At 75.6% G+C, this 17921-nt stretch carries 16 protein-coding genes; 8 read left to right on the plus strand and 8 right to left on the minus strand.

What is annotated here, in order from left to right; translation table 11 throughout:
• Positions 1–14: 14 nt before the first annotated feature.
• The 3 genes from EMA09_RS05935 to EMA09_RS05945 are packed head-to-tail and all read right to left on the minus strand — an operon-like array spanning position 15 to position 4353.
• Complete coding sequence (locus EMA09_RS05935) at positions 15–1295, minus strand: hypothetical protein (RefSeq protein ID WP_129839585.1); 1281 nt, start codon at positions 1293–1295, stop codon at positions 15–17.
• Entirely contained in the window at positions 1292–3091 is a 1800-nt protein-coding gene (locus EMA09_RS05940; protein WP_129839587.1) for a lipopolysaccharide biosynthesis protein, read from the minus strand. The genes EMA09_RS05935 and EMA09_RS05940 overlap by 4 nt, the downstream gene beginning before the upstream one ends.
• Positions 3088–4353 carry a glycosyltransferase gene (locus tag EMA09_RS05945; RefSeq protein ID WP_129843853.1) on the minus strand — a complete coding sequence of 422 codons (1266 nt, stop codon included), beginning with the start codon at positions 4351–4353 and terminating at the stop codon, positions 3088–3090. The genes EMA09_RS05940 and EMA09_RS05945 overlap by 4 nt, the downstream gene beginning before the upstream one ends.
• Positions 4354–4572: 219 nt before the next feature.
• On the opposite strand from EMA09_RS05945, the gene EMA09_RS05950 reads away from it, so the two are divergent.
• Positions 4573–5070: an adenylyltransferase/cytidyltransferase family protein gene (locus EMA09_RS05950; protein WP_129843854.1), complete on the plus strand. Its 498-nt coding sequence runs from the start codon at positions 4573–4575 to the stop codon at positions 5068–5070.
• Here EMA09_RS05950 and EMA09_RS05955 read toward each other — a convergent pair.
• On the minus strand, positions 4968–5717 hold the full coding sequence (locus EMA09_RS05955) for a CDP-alcohol phosphatidyltransferase family protein (protein WP_206305910.1): 750 nt from the start codon (positions 5715–5717) through the stop codon (positions 4968–4970). The genes EMA09_RS05950 and EMA09_RS05955 overlap by 103 nt on opposite strands.
• 153 nt (positions 5718–5870) lie before the next feature.
• On the opposite strand from EMA09_RS05955, the gene EMA09_RS05960 reads away from it, so the two are divergent.
• Complete coding sequence (locus EMA09_RS05960; protein WP_129839589.1) at positions 5871–6869, plus strand: hypothetical protein; 999 nt, start codon at positions 5871–5873, stop codon at positions 6867–6869.
• Between the two features lie 105 nt (positions 6870–6974).
• On the opposite strand, the gene EMA09_RS05965 is transcribed toward EMA09_RS05960, so the two are convergent.
• Both EMA09_RS05965 and EMA09_RS05970 read right to left on the minus strand, forming a co-directional pair.
• Positions 6975–7691 (minus strand): bifunctional DNA primase/polymerase, encoded by a 717-nt coding sequence (locus tag EMA09_RS05965; protein WP_129839591.1) that lies wholly within the window; start codon positions 7689–7691, stop codon positions 6975–6977.
• Between the two features lie 201 nt (positions 7692–7892).
• On the minus strand, positions 7893–9251 hold the full coding sequence (locus EMA09_RS05970; protein ID WP_129839593.1) for a Bcr/CflA family multidrug efflux MFS transporter: 1359 nt from the start codon (positions 9249–9251) through the stop codon (positions 7893–7895).
• 391 nt (positions 9252–9642) lie between these two features.
• Between EMA09_RS05970 and EMA09_RS05975 the strand changes: the two genes are divergently transcribed.
• The 4 genes from EMA09_RS05975 to EMA09_RS05990 all read left to right on the plus strand — a co-directional run bounded on the left by EMA09_RS05975 (position 9643) and on the right by EMA09_RS05990 (position 13136).
• The gene (locus EMA09_RS05975) at positions 9643–10605 is read left to right on the plus strand and encodes a YihY/virulence factor BrkB family protein (RefSeq protein WP_240796252.1); all 963 of its coding nucleotides are present in this window, start codon (positions 9643–9645) and stop codon (positions 10603–10605) included.
• 160 nt (positions 10606–10765) lie between these two features.
• Complete coding sequence (locus EMA09_RS05980; protein ID WP_129839597.1) at positions 10766–11299, plus strand: hypothetical protein; 534 nt, start codon at positions 10766–10768, stop codon at positions 11297–11299.
• Positions 11300–11388: 89 nt separating this feature from the next.
• Complete coding sequence (locus EMA09_RS05985; protein ID WP_129839599.1) at positions 11389–11916, plus strand: DoxX family membrane protein; 528 nt, start codon at positions 11389–11391, stop codon at positions 11914–11916.
• A gap of 38 nt (positions 11917–11954) precedes the next feature.
• Positions 11955–13136 carry a UDP-N-acetylglucosamine--N-acetylmuramyl-(pentapeptide) pyrophosphoryl-undecaprenol N-acetylglucosamine transferase gene (locus EMA09_RS05990; RefSeq protein ID WP_129839601.1) on the plus strand — a complete coding sequence of 394 codons (1182 nt, stop codon included), beginning with the start codon at positions 11955–11957 and terminating at the stop codon, positions 13134–13136.
• Between the two features lie 50 nt (positions 13137–13186).
• On the opposite strand, the gene EMA09_RS05995 is transcribed toward EMA09_RS05990, so the two are convergent.
• A complete protein-coding gene (locus EMA09_RS05995; RefSeq protein ID WP_129839603.1) occupies positions 13187–14191 on the minus strand; it encodes an ABC transporter substrate-binding protein in 1005 nt (334 codons plus the stop codon).
• 14 nt (positions 14192–14205) lie between these two features.
• Positions 14206–15627 carry an alpha/beta hydrolase-fold protein gene (locus EMA09_RS06000; protein ID WP_206305911.1) on the minus strand — a complete coding sequence of 474 codons (1422 nt, stop codon included), beginning with the start codon at positions 15625–15627 and terminating at the stop codon, positions 14206–14208.
• Positions 15628–15754: 127 nt separating this feature from the next.
• Here EMA09_RS06000 and EMA09_RS06005 point away from each other — a divergent pair, with 127 nt between their 5' ends.
• Both EMA09_RS06005 and EMA09_RS06010 read left to right on the plus strand, forming a co-directional pair.
• A complete protein-coding gene (locus EMA09_RS06005) occupies positions 15755–16810 on the plus strand; it encodes an iron chelate uptake ABC transporter family permease subunit (RefSeq protein WP_129839605.1) in 1056 nt (351 codons plus the stop codon).
• Entirely contained in the window at positions 16807–17901 is a 1095-nt protein-coding gene (locus tag EMA09_RS06010) for an iron chelate uptake ABC transporter family permease subunit (RefSeq protein ID WP_129839607.1), read from the plus strand. The genes EMA09_RS06005 and EMA09_RS06010 overlap by 4 nt, the downstream gene beginning before the upstream one ends.
• Positions 17902–17921 lie beyond the last annotated feature (20 nt).

A 17921-nucleotide genomic window follows, 5' to 3' on the forward strand; every position in this document is an offset into this window, starting at 1 on the left:
CGGCGGGCCGGGCGTCACGGGGCGCGGTGGGCGAGGCGCAGTTCGAGGCCGCAGCGGAGCCACGCGGCGCACGCCTTGGCCGCCGAACCCACGCACAGGCCCCACGCGGCGCCGGTCATGCCGCCGACGGCGTAGCCGGTGAGGAGGCAGACGACCGACAGCGCCGAGAAGATGATCTGCAGGGGCAGGGTGGCGCGCGGGCTGAGGACGCGCAGCAGGAGCAGGCCGCACGTGCCGAGGGCCATGAACGCGTACTGGGTGCCGGTGGCGGGCAGCAGGCTGCGGGCCGCGTCCCAGGTGTCGCCGAGCAGCGCGCGTCCGGCGGCGTCGGGCAGGAGGAACAGCGCGCCGGCCCACACGGCGGCGAGCGCGGCCAGCGCGCCGCCCGCGCCCGCCGCCGCCCGCGCCTGGGCGTGCGGGCCGTCCCAGCGGCGCAGGAGGGGCGGGCCGAAGCCGGTGGCGGAGGTGAACAGGACGTTCATCGGCCCGAAGAGCGTGGCAGCGCCGCGCAGCGCGCCGACCGCCGGCGCGTCGGCGCCGACGCCGATGCCCACGACGGCGGTCTGCGACGCGGCGCTGCCGACGGCGAACTCCGTGACGAACCGCCGCCCCAGGTGACGGCGGTCCAGCAGCGTCATCGGCCGTACGCCCGTGACGCCGCGCGTGCGGTGGATCAGCAGCACGCCGGCCACCAGCAGCGCGGGCAGCGCCGACAGCCCCCACGCCAGGACCATGCGGCCGGCACCCGTCCCGTAGGGCTGGACGGCCAGCACGGGCACCACGACGGCGAGACGCAGCACGTCGGCCACAAGGGCCAGTTGGGGCTTCCCGAGCAGGGAGAACGCGTACCGGAGGCTGTCCTGCGTGAGCACGATCGGCAGGACCGCGCCGAGGGCCGCGAGCCCCGCGGGGATGCCGTCGCGGCCGGCGGCGGACGCGACCGCCGCCAGGAGCGCGCCGAGGGCCGCCGAGGCGCCGAGGGTGAACAGGACGGACGCGCGGGCGTGCCGCTGGAGCTGCCGTTCCGTGCCGCGCCGCAGCACCAGGGCCTGGCCGACGTAGGCCGTGGCCGCGCCGAGGAGCAGCACGAAGACCGTGTGGACGACGGCGAACGCCGCGAACCCGTCGGCCGTCGACTGGCGCGCGGCGCATATGACGACCGCGATGTTGGTGAGGGCCGCCACGCCCTGGTCGGCCACCGAGGCCGCGGCGCCGCGGGCGGCGGCCTGCCCCGGGCTCGGCGCGGACGCCGGGCCGGGGGCGGGCGCGGGCGGGAGGGATTCGTGTCTGGTCACTGCCGGGGGGTGCCGTCTTCCAGGTCCGCTGGGTCGAGGACGCGCAGACCGAGCGTGTCCTGCCCGGTGTCGCGCGGATCGGGCGCGGGCGCCCGGTGCGGCGCGCGGGGGCGCACACGCTGGGTGGCAGCGTACGGGGCGTGCGCCGGGCCGCCGTCACGGGTGCCCCCTCCGTCGTGCCCGCCCCGGACGTCGCGGTCGTCACCGGCACGCCCCGCGCCGTCCTCCTCGTCCTCTCCGAAGTCGATGCCGCCGCTCCCCCACGAGTGCAGCACCGCGCCGAGCAGCACGCCCCCGGCGCCCACGACCAGCTCCCGCACGCGCGCCAGGTCGTCGCGCCGCACCTGCGTCGGATCGCACACGACCAGCACGCCGTCCACCCGGTCGGTCAGCGCGATCGCGTCGGCGTAACTGAGCACCGCCGGCGCCAGGACGACCACGACACGGCCCTTCGTGTCGGCGTGGCCGATCAACCGGGTCGCGGCCGGCGAGGTCAGGGCACGCGGCACGTTCCGCACACGGCGGCCCGGCACCAGGTCGAAGATGCCCGACTCCCCCGCGTCGATCGGGACCTGCCCGGCCGGCCACCCCGGCGGCCCCCCGTACTCGGCGCCGCCGGCCGCCCACCCGGGCCGTACGCCGTCCGCCTCGCGCAACTGCGCGCCCAGGCTCGGGGTCCGCAGGTCCGCCTCGACGAGCAGCGCGTCCATGCCCATCTCGGCGAACGCGGCGGTGAGGTTGACCGAGGCGGCCAGCGGCGTCTCGATGCTGCCCCGCGGCGCGACCACCAGCAGCCGGCGGCGCCGCGCGAACGCCTCGTCGTACGCCAGCCGGAACGCCACGGACCGGTACTCCTCCGCGAGCTTCCCCTCCGCGAGGAGCTGGTCCGGGTGCCCCCGCCCGGTGCGCGGCAGGACCCCGAGCACCGGCGCACGCAGCGCCCGCGTGACGTCGCCCGGGGAGCGCACCGTGGGGTCGAACACGAGCCGCACCCACGCCGCGAGCAGGCCGAGCCCGATGCCGACGGCGTAGCCGAGGCCGAGGAGCAGCGGCAGCCCGGGACCGGCGGGGCTGCCGGGCGGCGTGGCCTCCGTGATGACGCGGCCCCCCGTCGTGTCGAGGGCCTGGAGACCGGCGATCGACGCGTTGATCTCGGAGATCTGCCCCGTCAGGGACGACAGGTCCGCGACGGCGCCGTCGTAGGCGGTCGTGTTCTCGTACAGGTCCTCCAGCTCGGCCTGCAGCTCGTCGCGCCGGGTGAGCAGCGGCTCGCGGCGCTCCTCCAGGGACGCGACGCCCTGCTCCACCGTCCGGTCGGCGTCCTCCTGCCGGTTGTCCAGGTAGGCGCGGACGAAGGCGTTCGCCCGCTCGGCGGCGAGCGCCGGGTCGCCCGCCGAGTAGGCGAACCGCAGGACCTCCGTGTTGGGCGGGTTCGTGACCTGCAGGCCCTTCCCGAGGGCGGCCGCTGCGCTCTCCGGCTCGCCGAGCAGCCCGGCGGCGCGCCGGGCGACCACGTCACCGGTCGCGGTGCGCCGCTCGGAGCCCATCGCGATCCGGTCCACGGACGCGGTCGCCGCGAACGGGTCGGCCGTCGGCATCCGTAACCGCACCTCGGCCGTCGCGATGTACGTCTCGTTCGCGCTCAGCCCGAGCCAGCCGCCGCCCGCGAGCCCCACGAGGATGCCGCACACGATCAGCAGCCGGTAGCGCAGGAGCTGCCGGAACTGGTCGCGCAGCAGGTCGGGTTCGTCGTACGGCGCGGCGTGTGCCCGGCCGTCCTCGCGCGCTGCGCTCATGCGGGAGCTCCCCTTCTCGTGCCGCCACGCCCCAGAGCCTGACGCACCGGCGCGCCGAGGGCCAGAGCCTCGTCCAGCATCGCCGTGATCCGGCGCAGACCGGCGGTGCGCGACAGGTTCTCACGGGCGTACGCCGCGCCGCGCGCGCCGAGTTCGCCGGCGGTCTCGGGGTCGGCCGCGAGGCGGCGCGCGGCGTCGGCGAGCGCCGCCGGGTCCTCCGGCGGGACGAGGACACCGCCGCCCGACCTGCGGACCTCGTCGGCCGTGCCGCCCGCGGCGGCGACCGAGGCGATGACGGGCCGTCCCGCGGCGAAGTAGGACGTCAGTTTCGAGGGGACGCTCATGTCCAGCACGGCGGCCCGCTGCGTCACCACGAGCGCGTCGGCTGCGGCGAGGACGGCCGGGAAGTCGGCGTCCGCGACCGGCGGGAGGAGCGTCACGTTGGGCACGGCGGCGGCCAGCGCGGCGAGCCGGACGCGCTGGCTGCCGTCCCCCATGAGGACGACGTGCAGCTCCGGCGCGCGGCGGGCCGCCGCGACGAGGACGTCGAGCCCCTGCTTCAGGCCCATCGTGCCGGCGTGCAGGAGCACCGTGCGGCCGGGCGCCCAGCCGAGGCGCGCGCGGACCCGGGCGCGACCGGCCGGGTCGGCGGGCGGCGCGGGGACGTGCGACCAGTTCGGCACGAGGCGCACGCGGTCGGCGGGGACGCCGAGCGCCCGCACGCGCTCCCTGAAGCTGTCGTGGATGACGCCGACGAGCGTGGCGGCGGCGAGGACCCGGCGCTCGGCGGCGGCCACCGCGGCGGCGGCCCTGCCGCCGCCCCTGATGCCGCTCTGCGCCGCCGCGGCCCCCATCAGGTCCTGCACCACCGGTACGAACGGGACGCCCCACCGCCCGGCGGCGCGCGCCGCCAGCGCCCCGCCCGCCAGGCTCGGGATCTGCGCCAGGACGGCGTCGGGCCTGCCCATGCGCGGCGGGGCGAGCAGGCCGTGCAGCAGGATCGACCCCTCGTACAGGGCGCGGCGGGCCGCCGTCTGCCGGGCCGGGACGGTGTGCCGCCTGCGGTGCACGAGGACGCCAGCGCGCTCCTCGACGGCCCGCCACCGGCCGCGCCACTCCGGGTCGGTGCGCCAGGCCGGGTAGTGCGGCAGGCCGGCGAGGACGTGGACCTCGGCGCCGCGGTCGGCGGCGAGGTGCTCGGCGAGCTGGGCGGCGTACGGGCCGATCCCGGCGTGCTCGGGCGCGTAGTTGGTGGAGACCAGGAGGAACCGGCGGCCCGGTCTCCCGCCGTCCCGGCCGTCCCCGCGGACACTGGTGTGACGCACGATGTCTGCCCTCCCCCTGAAGACCTCCCCGACTACGTGAAGTATCCGCGTTCTCCACCGGAGTTACACACGTTGTCAGGGATCGACCGCGCGGGGCGACGGCGCGGGGCTATGGTGGAGCGCAGCGTCCGCGACGGCCAGTGGGGGGTCGTGCACATGCCACAGGCGGGGCACACGGTGGGGTACGCGCCGGGGGTCTGGGATCTGTTCCACATCGGCCATCTCAACGTGCTGCGCCACGCCAGGAGCCGCTGCGACTACCTGGTGGCCGGCGTCGTCTCGGACGCGATGGCCGCGCTGGCGAAGGGCAGGGCGCCGGTGATCCCGCTGGTGGAGCGGCTGGAGATCGTCCGCAGCGTGCGGTACGTGGACGCCGCGTTCGTCGAGACGGTGCCGGACAAGCTCGTCACCTGGGAACAGGTGCGGTTCGACGTCCTGTTCAAGGGCGACGACTGGCGCGGCACCCCGAAGGGCGAGCGGCTGGAGCGGGACTTCGCCGCCGTGGGCGTCGAGGTCGTCTACTTCCCCTACACGGTGCACACGTCCAGCACTCACCTGCGGGCGGCGCTCGCGGCGCTCGCCGAGCCCGCCGCCCCGGCCGCCGACAGCGCGCGGAACCACCGCACGGAGAACGCCGCGCAGAACACGACGTAGACGCCCGCGAGGACGGCGTACGCGGCGCGGAACAGGCCCTCGTCCCCCAGCAGCAGGAACAGCGCGCACAGTGTGCCGTAGTCGGCGGGCAGCAGCGCCAGCGCGCGCAGCCGGGACGGCGGGGGGGCGTGCGGTGGGGGCGCGGCGGGGCGCGGCGTCAGCTTGTCCGCGAGCAGGCCGCCGAAGAAGATCATGATGTGCGCGAGCTGGAACACCGGGGGCACCAGCAGCCAGCCGTCGTCGGGCAGCGCGAAGTGGCGGTGGAACGCGATGAGCACGGCGGTGTGCAGCGCGGTGATCTTCGCGCAGTCCACGGCGTGGTCGAGCCACTCCCCCGCCGGGCTGCCGGTGCCGCACAGGCGGGCGAGCTGCCCGTCGGCCGCGTCGAGGGCGAAGCCGCCGGCCAGCGCCGCCCAGACGCCGGCGGCCAGCGGCCAGGACGGCGGCAGGAGCGCGACGGCTGCGACGCCGGCGAGGCTGAGCAGGGCGCTCGCGGCCGTGACCCCGTTCGGGGTGAGGCCGGCGCGGTGGGCGGCGGCGGCGCAGACGCGGCCGGCGGGCCGGTTGACGTACCGGGAGTAGAGGGAGACGCCGCGCGCCGTCTTCTGCGCGTCGCGCAGCCGCGCGAGGGCCGCGCGGAACGTCATGGCCGGCTCCGTGCGCGTGTCCCCCACCGTCGCCGCCTCCCGCCCCCGCGTCCCGGCCCGCATCATCGCATGCGCGCCCGGGGGGTGCGGCCGTTGTCGGCCGGAGTCGATACGATGCGTGGGCCGGACTGGAGACGACGGGGAGGGGCCACGATGCGGCTGCGAGCACGGCTCGCCAGGGCGACGGCGGCGGTGACGGCCACGCTGGCGCTGGCGGGCGGTCTGTCGGGGTGCATGACGGTGCACGGCGAAGAGGCCGTGGTGCCGGCGGCCACCCCCGAGGAGGCCGCGGCGGCGCTCGACCGCTACGTCGACATCAGCAACGAGGCGAAGGGCGTCAACGACGCCGAGCGCAACAAGGACATCGAGGACGGCGGCCTCGGCGCCATCGACTTCGCGGGCCTCACCGCCCGGCACGACGTGTACGGCGAGGACGATCCCGACTTCGAGCCGCTCGCGGTGTCCGACACGGAGTTCCACATCCCGCAGCAGGCGGCGTGGCCGAAGTTCTTCGTCGCCGACACGGCCACCAACCAGGGCCACAACCGCTGGCTGATGTTCTTCACGCGCGACTCGGTCGACGAGGACTGGCGCGTGACGTACCTGTCGTCACTGCCGGCCGCGCAGATCCCCGAGTTCGCCGAGGACGAGGACGGTTATCTGGAGGACATACCGGTCGGTGAGGAGTCGGGGCTCGCGATCGAGCCGTCCGAGATCAGCACCGCGTACACGGTCTACCTGCAGAGCGAGACCGGCCCGTTCGCGGCCGGCCCCTACACCAGCGAGACCCGGGCGAACCGCGACCAGGTGAACAGCGGCGCCCAGTCGCTGACCGAGTTCCGCGATTCGCCGCCCGACCTCGACGAGAACCCGGACTACGCGCCGCTGGCCATGCGGCTGGCGGACGGCTCCGCCTTCGTCATGTTCACGACCCAGCACGACCAGCGGCTCACCATGGCCTCGGGCGAGGTCATCCCGGCCGAGAGCATCGGCGAGCTGACCGCGGCCCTCATGGAGGAGGACCCGGAGGACGGGCTGGAGTGGATGACGCTCCACCTCGTCGGGATACAGGCCGCCGTGGTGCCGCAGGGCGAGGGCGAGGTCCAGGTGATCGGCCAGATCAAGGACGCCGTCGCCGCCGAGGGGCACTGACGGCGGGCCGCCGCCGGGAGTCCGCGCGGGGGGACGAACGAGGGAGAGGGGGCGCCGGCCGGCGCCCCCTCTCCCGTGCTGCGGTGCTCGTGCGGTGCCGTGCGCTCAGGGCCAGGCGGGGGCCTGCTCGGGCTCGCTCGCGAGGTGGGCGGCGCAGGCGTCGGTGAGGGCCTCCAGCAGGGTCAGCGGCTCGGGGAGCGGGTGCTCGGGGCCGTGGAGCCAGCGGACGCTGCCGGTGCCGCCCGGGGGCACACGGGACGGCGGCAGGAGGACGTAGCTGCCGCGGCAGTGCCACCGCAGCCCCGGGTGCTCGTCCATGGTCTCGGGGTGGCAGTCCAGCTCGCAGGGCCACCACTCGTCCTCGTCGTCCGGGGTGCCGCGGGTGGCGGTGAAGAACAGGACGCGGTCCGGGTCGGCGACGGCGACCGGGCCGACCGGGACCCCGGCGTCGGTGAGGCGGGCGAGCGCCGCGTACCCGGCGGGCGCGGGGACGTCCAGGACGTCGTGGGCGGCGCCGGTGGCGGTGATGAAGTTCGCCAGGGGGTCGGCGCGCAGCCAGTGGAGGACGGTGTCGCGGTCGGTGGTCGCCTGTGTCTGCCAGGCGAGGGAGACGGGGTGCCGCGCGGGCGTGGGACAGCCGATCCGTTCGCAGGAACAGCCGTACCCCTGGGGGTGGGCCGCGGGCGCCACCGGGAATCCGGCGGCCGCCGCCGCGAGCAGCAGGTCCTCCCGTGCCGCGGCGGCAGCGGCGCCGGCCGCCGCGCCCCTGGCACCCCGGCGCAGCCAGCGGGGGATTCTGCTCTCGTGGCTCTCGCGTTCCATGCTCCCCCTGCCGTTTTCACTGGTCTACGGGTCCGTGAGCGGTTGAGCGCCGCCGCCGGATGTTTTATTCCGCTGTGGCGGACAATCCTGCCCTGCGGGGTCTCCGGATGCGTAATCGGGAGGGGCGCGCCGGGCGCGCTGCCGCGTGCCCCGCGCGCCCCTCCCGTCACGCCGGCGAGGGCGCGCGGCGCGGCCGTGCGGTCACCGTGCGGCGGCCCGCCAGGGGCGGACCAGGACGGCGAAGCACAGGGCCGCCAGGGACACGGCGCTGAGCTGGACCACGGCCATCGGCACGGCGGTGTGCTCGCCCGCGATACCGACGAGCGGCGAGGCGACGGCGCCGACGAAGAAGGACGACGCGCCCAGCAGCGCGGACGCGGCGCCGGCCGCGTGGGGCGCGCGTTCGAGGCCCTCGGAGTTGGCGTTCGGCAGGACGAGGGGCATGGAGCCCATCAGGACGAACAGTCCGGCCGAGATCGGGAAGAGGCCGACGTCGCCGAAGACGCCGGTGGTCATGAGCAGCAGGGCCACGCTGTCGGCGACGATGAGGACGAGGCCGACGGTCATCACGCGGTGCGTCGGCACCCGGCCGACGAGGATCTTTCCGTTGACCTGGCTCATCACGACCATGGAGATCGAGTTGGCCATGAACAGCATGCTGAACGTCTGCGGCGACGCGCCGTAAATTTCCTGGACGACGAACGGCGATGCGGACACATATGCGAAGAGTGTCGCGAATGTCAGGCCGCCCACGAGGAGGTGGCCGGTGAACACCCGGTCGCGGAACAGGCCGCCCATCGAGCGCAGCGCGGGCCGCACACCGCCGGAGTCGCGGCGCTCCCGCGGCAGGGTCTCCGGGAGCCAGCGCGCGACCGCCACGACGAGGACGACGCCGATGGCGGCCAGGATCACGAAGATGCCGCGCCAGTCGGTGAAACGCATGAGCTGGCCGCCGAACACGGGCGCCAGGATGGGCGCGAGACCGGAGACGAGCATCAGCGAGGAGAAGAAGCGGGCCATCGCGACACCGCTGAACAGGTCGCGCACCACGGCGCGGGCGATGACGATGCCCGCCGAGCCGGCGAGACCCTGGATGAAGCGGAAGACGGTCAGGGTCTCCACGTTGGGCGCGAAGGCGCAGGCGGCGGACGCGACGACGTAACCGCTCATGCCGCACAGCAGCGGCCAGCGGCGGCCGAGCTGGTCGCTCATCGGGCCGGCGACCAACTGGCCGAGGCCGAGGCCGAGGAGGCAGGCCGTCAGGGTGAGCTGGACGGTGGACGCGCTGGTGCCGAGGGCGTCGCCGACCTCGGGGAGGGCGGGGAGGTAGGTGTCCAGGGACAGGGGCGGCAGCGCGGAGAGGCTGCCGAGGATGAGGGTGAGCAGCAGTCCGGCCCGCTGCCGGCGGGAGAGCTGCGGTGCTCCGGTGCCGGCCGGTGCGGGCCGGGGGCTCGCGGTGGCGAGCGGGGTGCCGACCGTCGGGTCGGGCGGTGCGTCGAGGGGTGTGTCGAGCGGGATGTCGGGGACGGCGGCCGCGGGTTGGTGGCCGGACTGGTTCATGCACCTCTCCGGTACTCGTCAGGAACCACCCAATCATCCCATGACCTGACTTCCAGACCATCTGATTAACGCCCTTTCGATGGCCTCCTGACGTGTCCCTCACCACAGTCCGCGGGACCGTGGACGCGCCCTGCGGGAGCGCGCGTTCGGCCGTACGCGCCCCCCGGTGCATCGGCCCGCCCCCTCGGGGCCAGGTTCCCCGGCATGACGGCGGCCGTTGGTGGAATTCGGGAGGTCCGGGAACGGGCGCCCGGCCGTGGACTGGCAAGGTTGTCCCATGGCACCGCGCGCCGGCCCCACCCGGCACGCCGGCGCCGCCGCGTCCGGGGGTGCGCCCCTCCGGCGTGCCCTCCCCGCGTCCCCCTCCCCGTACGACCCCGCAGGACGGACCGTGAGCGTCACACCCTCCCCCATCCCGCCGCCGCCACCGGCCGGCCCCCCGGCGACCGCGCCGGCGGAGCCACCGGCCCCCCGGGCGACCGCGTCGGGCGGGCGGTGGGCCACGGCGCTGCGCCGCACCCCCGTCTCCCTGTGGCGCGACGACATCGACCACTGGGCCGCCGCGCTCACGTACTACTCCGTCCTCGCCGTCTTCCCGGCCCTCTTCGTCGCCCTGTCGATCCTCGGCCTCGCCGACCCCGGCTCGGCCGAGGAGCTGATCGGGCAGGTCAGCGCCCTCGTCCCGGCCGACTCGCGCGGCGAGGTCTGGTCCGCCCTGCACGACCTCGCGCAGCAGCGGTCGGCCGCCTGGCTGCTGGTGGCGGTCGGCGGCTTCAGCGCCCTGCTGTCCGGCTACAACTACCTGAGCATCTTCCGGCGCGTGCAGCACGCCATGCACGGCGTGCGCGACCCCCGCTCGCCGTGGCGCGCGATCCCCCGCACGACGCTGTCGGCGCTCGGCCTGCTCGGGCTCCTGGTGGGCAGCGCCACCGTGCTGATCATGACGGGCGGCGTCGTGCGGACGGTCGGCCGCTGGCTCGGTTTCGACGAGGCGGGGACGGCTGCCTGGTCGGTGATGAAGTGGCCCCTGCTGGTGCTGCTGGTAACGGGCCTGGTGCTCGTGCTGTTCCGCAACGGGCCGAAGGACCCCGGCGTCCCGGCGCACGGCATGCTGGGCGGCGCGCTGGCCGTGGGCCTGTGGCTGGTCGCGTCGGCCGGGTTCGCCCTGTACGCGTCGCACGTCGGCACGTACAACCGGCTGTACGGCTCGCTGGCGGGGATCGTGGTGTTCCTCGTGTGGCTGTGGGTGTGCAACCTGAGCCTGCTGACGGGCGCCCAGTTCAACGCCGAACTGGCCCGCCTGAACCGCGCGCGGGCCTCGTACGACGCCCGGCGCGCGGCGGACGCGGCCTGACCGTCCGCGGTCGGTCCACGGCACCCGGCAACCGATTCCGTTCGCGAATCAACCATTCCCCGCCCGCGGCGCGGCACCTCCCCCGGCGCACACGTCCGGGAACCTCAAATGCCGCTCAAGAAATCCCCGTTGCCCACCTTTCACTGCCATCCTGCCGCCCATGTACGAGATACACGCGGCGGAAGCGTCCGTTCCCCTGTGGATCGCCGCGATCGCGTCCGTCATCAGCGCGCTCGGCGGTGTCGCCGGCTGCGCGGCTCTCGTGATCCTGCTCAGACGCCGCCAGGCCGTCGCCCGCGTGCCGCCCGCGGAGGTGAGCCGCCTGCTGCACGAGCTGGAGGGCATGTTCGACGAACTGCTGGCCAACGGCGGCCTGCCCGTCGACTGGTTCCTCGCGCCCGAGCAGCGGCGCACCGGACAGCTCCTCGCCTCGTACACGGGCCTGATCGGCGACGACGAGCTGCGGACCCTCGTCGCGCACGCCCGCGAGTCCGTCGACAACTGCTGGGCCGCCGCCCCCGCCGTCCTGCCGGGCGCCGCCGCCGCCGGACTGCCGGCGGACGAGCTGGCCGCCATCGACGAGCGCCTCGAACGCCAGCTCACCGAGGCGAGGACGGGCCGCGCGATGACGGCCCGCGCGATCGCACGCCTCGACCACCTGCTCCCCCACTGCAACGCGGCACGCGCAGCCTGACCCGCGCACCGGCCCCGGGCAGGTGTGAGACGTGTGCGGCGGGGAACTCGGCGCCGACCGTCCGTACCGTCGCTGCCGAAGGAGCCGTCATGAACTGTGCCGATCGCCGTGACCTGGGCCTGCTGCTCCTGCGCATGGGGACGGGGGGTGTGCTGGCCGCGCACGGCACGCAGAAGCTCTTCGGATGGTTCGGCGGGGGCGGCATCGAGGGCACCGGGCAGTTCATGGACTCGCTCGGCTTCAAGCCCGGCCGGGCGAGCGCGCTGGCCACGGGCCTGGCCGAGGCCGGCGGCGGTGTGCTCCTCGCCCTCGGCCTCGCGACCCCGGCCGCCGGTTCCGCCGCCGCCGGGGCGATGACGGGCGCGGCGGCCGTGCACGTGCCGGACGGCTTCTTCGCGCAGAGCGGCGGCTACGAGTACCCCGCGTTCCTCGGCATGGCGTCCGCCGGCCTCGCCGTCGCGGGTCCCGGCGCCCTGTCCTTCGACCACGCGCTCGGCCACACGCTGAACCGCAACTGGATGGTCCCGGCGGCACTGGCGGCGACGGCCGCCGTGACGACGATGGTCGTGGGCATGCGGAACAAACGGCTGCGGAACGCCCAGGACACCGAAGCCTGACCCGCCCGAGCTGTCGCGGAACCACTAGGGTGCGCGGGGTGACCCACCCCGTTTCGCCTCCGTCGAGCACCTTCCGCCTCATCGTCACGGGAGGAGGTACCGGCGGGCACACCTATCCCGCACTCACCACGGTCCGCGCGTTGCGTGCCCGGCTGACGGCCGGCGGACGTGCGCTCGACGTCCTGTGGATCGGCACCGCCGACGGTCTTGAGGCCCGGGTCGCGCCCGCCGAGGGCATCGCGTTCACGACGGTCGCCACGGGCAAGATCCGCCGTCACGCGAACCCGGTGAAGATGCTCGGCCCTGCCAACGTCAGGGACATGGCCCGGGTGCCCCTCGGCGTCGCCCAGGCACGGAAGGCGATCAGCGCTTTCCGGCCGGACGTCGTACTGGCGACCGGCGGGTACGTCGCCGTCCCGGCGGGCCTCGCCGCGCGGTTGTGCAAGCGCCCGCTGGTGCTGCACGAACAGACGGTGCGGCTCGGGCTGGCGAACCGGAAACTGGCCGGGTCCGCGGCCCGGATCGCGGTCTCCTCGGAGTCGACGCTGCCCCTGCTCCCCGAGGCCGTACGGTCCGCCGCGGTCGTCACGGGCAACCCGGTGCGGCCGGAGATCCTTACCGGCCACGCCGACCGGGCCGTCACCGCGCTCGGCCTCGCCGGCTTCGACCGGCGACTCCCCACGCTCTACGTCACCGGCGGCGCCCAGGGCGCACAGCAGATCAACCGTGTCGTCGCCGACGCCCTCCCCTGGCTGCTGGAGCGCTGCAACGTGGTGCACCAGTGCGGACCGGCCAACGTCGAGGCGCTGCGCGCGGGCGCGGCGGCGCTCCCGCCGGGGCTCGCCGGCCGGTACCACCTCACCGGCTTCGTCGGCCCGGAACTCCCCGATGTCCTGGCGCTCGCGGACGTCGTCGTCTCCCGGAGCGGCGCGGGCACCCTCGCGGAACTCACCGCCCTCGGCAGGCCGGCCGTGTTCGTGCCGCTCGCCTCCTCGGCGGGGAACGAGCAGGCGCACAACGCGCGGCACCTGGAGGCGGCGGGCGCGGCCGTCGCCCTCGAGGGTGACGTCACGGCGGACCGGCTGCGGGACGCCCTCGGGCCGCTCCTCACCGATCCGGCGCGGCGCGCGGCGATGGCGGACGCGGCCAGGACGCACGGACGCCCGGACGCGGCGGACAGGCTCGTGGACGTGCTCCTGTCCGCCGCGTCCGAGCGGTGAGGAGGGCTTCCCGCGCGCGGGAAGCCCTCATGCCGACTCGGGTGCCGGGGTCACTCGGCGGGGGTGCCCGCCATCGCCTCGGCCACGTCGTCGAGGACGATCTGTGCCGCCAGCGGGCCGCCGGAGCTGTTCCAGGCCGAGCCGTCGACGACGACCACGTGGTCGGACGTCACCGCGTCCAGGTCGGCGAAGCCGGAGGTGTCCATCGCCTCGGCCAGCGCCGTCCCGCCGTCCTCCACGGTGCCGAGCGTGCCGAAGAACAGCCAGTCGCCGTCGATCAGTTCGATCTCCTCCAGGCTGACCGGCTCGCTGTGCTCCTGCACCGCGCTCTGCTGCGACTCGGGGCGTGTCAGGCCGAGCGCCGCGAGGACGCTCCCCACGTGACCCTCGCCCTGGCCGACGACGCTCGGGGCGCCCTCCTGCCAGCGGATGACGCTGGTGACGGCGCCCGCGTTGTCGCCGAGCTGCCCGGCGACCTCCTCGATGCCGGCGTCGAGGTCCGCGAGGACCTGGTCCGCCTCGTCGGTGCGGTTCAGGGCGTCGGCGGCCGTCGTGAAGGCGTCGCGCCAGCCGTCCTGCTGCGTGCTGGCGAAGAACGTCGGCGCGATGCCGCCCAGCTGTTCGGCCATCGTCTTGGCGCCCACCGTCTCGTCCACCAGGATCAGGTCGGGGGCCAGCTCGGCGATCGCCTCCAGGTCGGGCTCCGCCGTGGTGGCGACGACCGGTATGTCGGCGCCGCCCGCCTCGGCGAGGTACGCGGAGGCGCCCTCCTGGCCACGGCCCGCGCTGGTGCCGACCGGGGTGACACCGAGCGCGAGGGCGGCGTCGAGGGTCGGCTCGCTGAGCGTCACGACGCGCTGCGGGTCGGACGGGATCTCGACCTCGGTGCCGTCCGCGCCGGTGAGGGTGCGGGTCTCGGATGACGACGAGCCGGCGTCGTCGGACGAGCCGCCCGCGTTGTCCTCCTCGTCGTCGCCCCCGCACGCGGTGAGCAGGAGCGAGGCGGCGAGGAACGCGGCCGGGAGGGCGGCGAGACGGCGGACGGTGCTGGACATGGTGGTTCTTCCCATCAGGAACGGTGGAGCGGATCGGATGAATGTGGGGGTGGGGGAAAGTCGGAAGGGCGGCGGCCGGTCAGTGCGGGGGCGGCGCCGGTCCAGTGCCCGGTCAGATCGGCGAGGCCGTCGGCGAGGCCGGGGATCCACCAGGCGTAGTCGTGACCCCCGGAGACCACGGTGAGGCCGGCGTCGTGGCCGCGTTCCCGCAGCACGCCGTGGAGGACGGTGCTCTGGGCGGCCATGGAGCCCTCGTAGCGGCCGGCCTGGAGGCGGGCGCGGATCCCGGTGCGGGGCGCCGACGCCCACTGCTCGCTCATCCACGTGGCCTCGCCGCCGGACCGTTCGGGCGCGCCGGGGGGCGTCCACCACAGGGACGGCGACTGCGCCAGGACGCACCCGAAGCGGTCGGGCATCGTCAGGCCGGCGTACAGGGCGGCGAGGCCGCCGAGGCTCTGCCCGGCGACGAGGGTGCGGTCCGGGCCTGCCGGGACGCCGAAGCGCCGCGCCCATGGCAGGAGGGTGTCGGCGAGCGGGCGCAGGAAGTCCTGCGGCTCGCCGAGTTCGCGGAAGCGGGTGGGCGTGTCGATCGCGTCGGGCGCGACCACGGCGAGCGGGGGCGTACGGCCGTCCGCGACGAGCGCGTCCAGCATGTCCCCGGCGCGCAGGTGCGGGAACCACATGTCGCCGTCGAACAGGACGACGAGCCCGGCGGCCGTGCGCGGGCCGTCCGGTGCCTGCGGGTCGTGTCCCGGCGGCAGGTAGACCCAGACGTCGCGCTCCGTGCCGGCGAGGGCGAGGCGGTGCCGGGTGACGGTCCCCCGGGCCGTGCCGGGGCGCGGGGCGGGGGCGCCGGCGGCGTAGGGGCCGTCCGGCAGCGCGAGGACGGAGCCCGGCGCGCCGTTCCAGCGGGTCGGCAGCGTACGGGGGTTGAGCGGGTCGTGCGTGCCGTGGCTGCCGAGCCACGCGCGCAGCTCCGGTCCGCCGGCGGCCGGGAGCGGCCGGCCGGCGTGGAGCGGGGCGATGCGGTAGGACGCGATGTGGTCGGCGCGCAGCCGGTACGCCAGGTGCCACACGTCGGTGCCGGGCACGAGTTCCATCCGGGCGCCGCACGGGTCGGCCGGGTCGTGGAGCTTGTTGACCGCGAGGAGCACGCCGGTGGTGTCGGGGGCGCCGCGCCACAGGAAGGTGACGGTCCGGAAGGCCGCGTCGCCGCGTACGTCCGGGTCGATCAGCGGGGTGCCCTCGGCGCCGGTGGCGCGCCAGAAGTCGTCGAGCGTCGTACGCGGGTCGGCGCCGGCGTCGAGCCGCCGGACGAGCGGGGCGAGCCGGGGGCTCGGCACCGTGTCGACGGGTCGCCACGGGCCGGGCGTGCGGGGCGGCCGGGTGAGACGCGGGCGGCGCGTCCCTGCGGCGGCCGGTGGGTGCACTGGCACGAGGACTCCTTGCGGGCGGGCCGGGTGAACGGCCGTGGCGGGGGCGGTGGGTGGAACCGTGGAGGTCGGGAACCACCGGCACCGGCCCTCGCCGGGATCGTAACTTAGGCAAGGCTAAGCTAAGCCCATGCTGATGCGTTCACCCGGCCCGGGATCCGGTACCGCTCCGGCCCCCCGGCCGGTCCGGTCCCGGCGTGCCGCGCTGCTCGGCTACGGCCTGATCGCCGCGCTGGTCCTGCTGGCCGTCGCGACGCTGCTCAGCGTCGGCGTCGGCACCCGCGCCATCCCGCCGGCCGACGTGTGGCACGCCCTGGTCACGCCCACCGGCACCCGGAACGACGAGGTCGTGCGCGAACTCCGCGTCCCCCGCACGCTCATCGGCCTCGCCGCGGGCGCCGCCCTCGGCCTCGCGGGAACGGTCATGCAGGCCCTCACCCGCAACCCGCTCGCCGACCCGGGCCTCCTCGGCGTGAACGCCGGCGCGTCCGCCGCCGTCGTCACCGCGATCGGCATCCTGGGCCTCGACTCCCCCGCGGCGTACACGTGGTTCGCACTGGTGGGCGCGGGCGCGGCCGCCGTCCTCGTCCAGTCGCTCGCGGGCGGGCGGTCGGCGACCCCCGTACGACTCGTCCTGGCCGGCACCGCGCTCAATGCGGCGCTCCTCGCCTACGTGAAGGGGCTCCAGCTCTTCGACCTGGAGACGCTGGACAGCATGCGGTTCTGGACGCTCGGGACCCTCGCCCGCCGGGACACCGGCCAGCTCGTGCAGATCCTGCCGTTCCTGGTGGCCGGCGTGCTCCTCGGCCTGTTCCTCACCGGCTCGCTCAACGCCCTGGCCCTCGGCGACGACACCGCCCGCGCCCTCGGCACGCACGTGGAGCGCACGCGCTGGCTCAGCGTCGTCGCCATCACCCTGCTGTGCGGGGCGACGACGGCGCTGTGCGGGCCGATCGGCTTCGTCGGCCTGATGATCCCGCACGCGGTGCGCGCCTTCACCGGCCCCGACCTGCGCTGGGCGGTGCCCTACAGCATGCTGCTGGCCGCCTCGCTGCTCCTGCTGTCCGACGTGGTCGGCCGGCTCGTGGCGTACCCGTCCGAGATCGAGGTCGGGCTCGTCACCGCCGCCATCGGCAGCGTCATCCTGATCCTGCTGGTCCGCGGACGAAGGACGGCCGCCCTGTGAACGCCTCCCCGACCACCGCTCCTGCGGAGACCCCCGCCGCGCCGCCGGCGGCCTCCCCGCGGCGGACGCCGCGCGTCGTGCGCTTCCGCGGCCTGTCGTTCCGCGTCGCCCCCCGGTACGCGGCGGTCTGCGTGCTCCTGCTGGCGGCGGGCCTCACCGTCGGCGTCCTCGCGGTGGGCACCGGCACGTTCTCCCTGACCCCGGTCGAGGTCGTGCGGACCCTGCTGGGCGACGGACCGCCGGGCGCCGACTACATCGTGAACGAGCTGCGGCTGCCGAGGGCGCTCGACGGGCTGCTGGCCGGCGCGGCGTTCGGGATGAGCGGCGCCGCCTTCCAGTCCGTCACGCGCAATCCGCTGGGCAGCCCGGACCTGATCGGGTTCAGCCACGGCGCGGCCACCGGGGCCGTCGTCGTGATCCTGGTCCTCCACGAGTCGGCCGCGGCCATCGCGGCGGGCGCCCTGATCGGGGGCCTCGCGGCCGCCCTCGCCGTCTACCTGCTGGCCTGGCGCCGCGGCGTGTCCGGGGGGCGCCTGGTCCTGGTCGGCATCGGCGCCGCCGGCCTCCTCGGGGCGGTCAACGACTATCTGCTGAGCCGCGCCGGGCTCGGGGACGCCGCGCAGGCGGCCGCCTGGCTCACCGGCAGCCTCGGCGGCCGGCAGTGGCGGGACGTGACGGTCGTCGGGCTCGGCGCGCTCGTCCTCATGCCGGTGATCCTGTCCTGCTCGCGCCGCCTGTCCCTGCTGGAGATGGGGGACGCGACGGCCGGGGCGCTCGGCGGCAGCCCCGAGCGGACGCGGCTCGTCCTGCTGGCGTCGGCGACCGGCCTGTGCGGGCTCGCCGTCGCGGCGGCGGGACCCGTTCCGTTCATCGCGCTGGCCGCGCCCCAGGTCGCGCGGCGCATCACCCGCACCCCGGGGCCGAACCTGCTGGCCGCCGCCCTGACCGGCGCGACGCTCCTGGTCCTCGCCGACTGGCTCACGCAGCGGCTCGTCCCGCTGCCCATGCCGGTGGGCGTGGCGACGGGCCTGCTCGGCGGGACGTACCTGGTCTGGCTGCTGATCTCCGAGCGGCGCCGCGGCACGTTCTGACCACTGCCCCGAAGCGCCTC

It is taken from the genome of Streptomyces sp. RFCAC02, assembly GCF_004193175.1.
GTDB lineage: Bacteria > Actinomycetota > Actinomycetes > Streptomycetales > Streptomycetaceae > Streptomyces.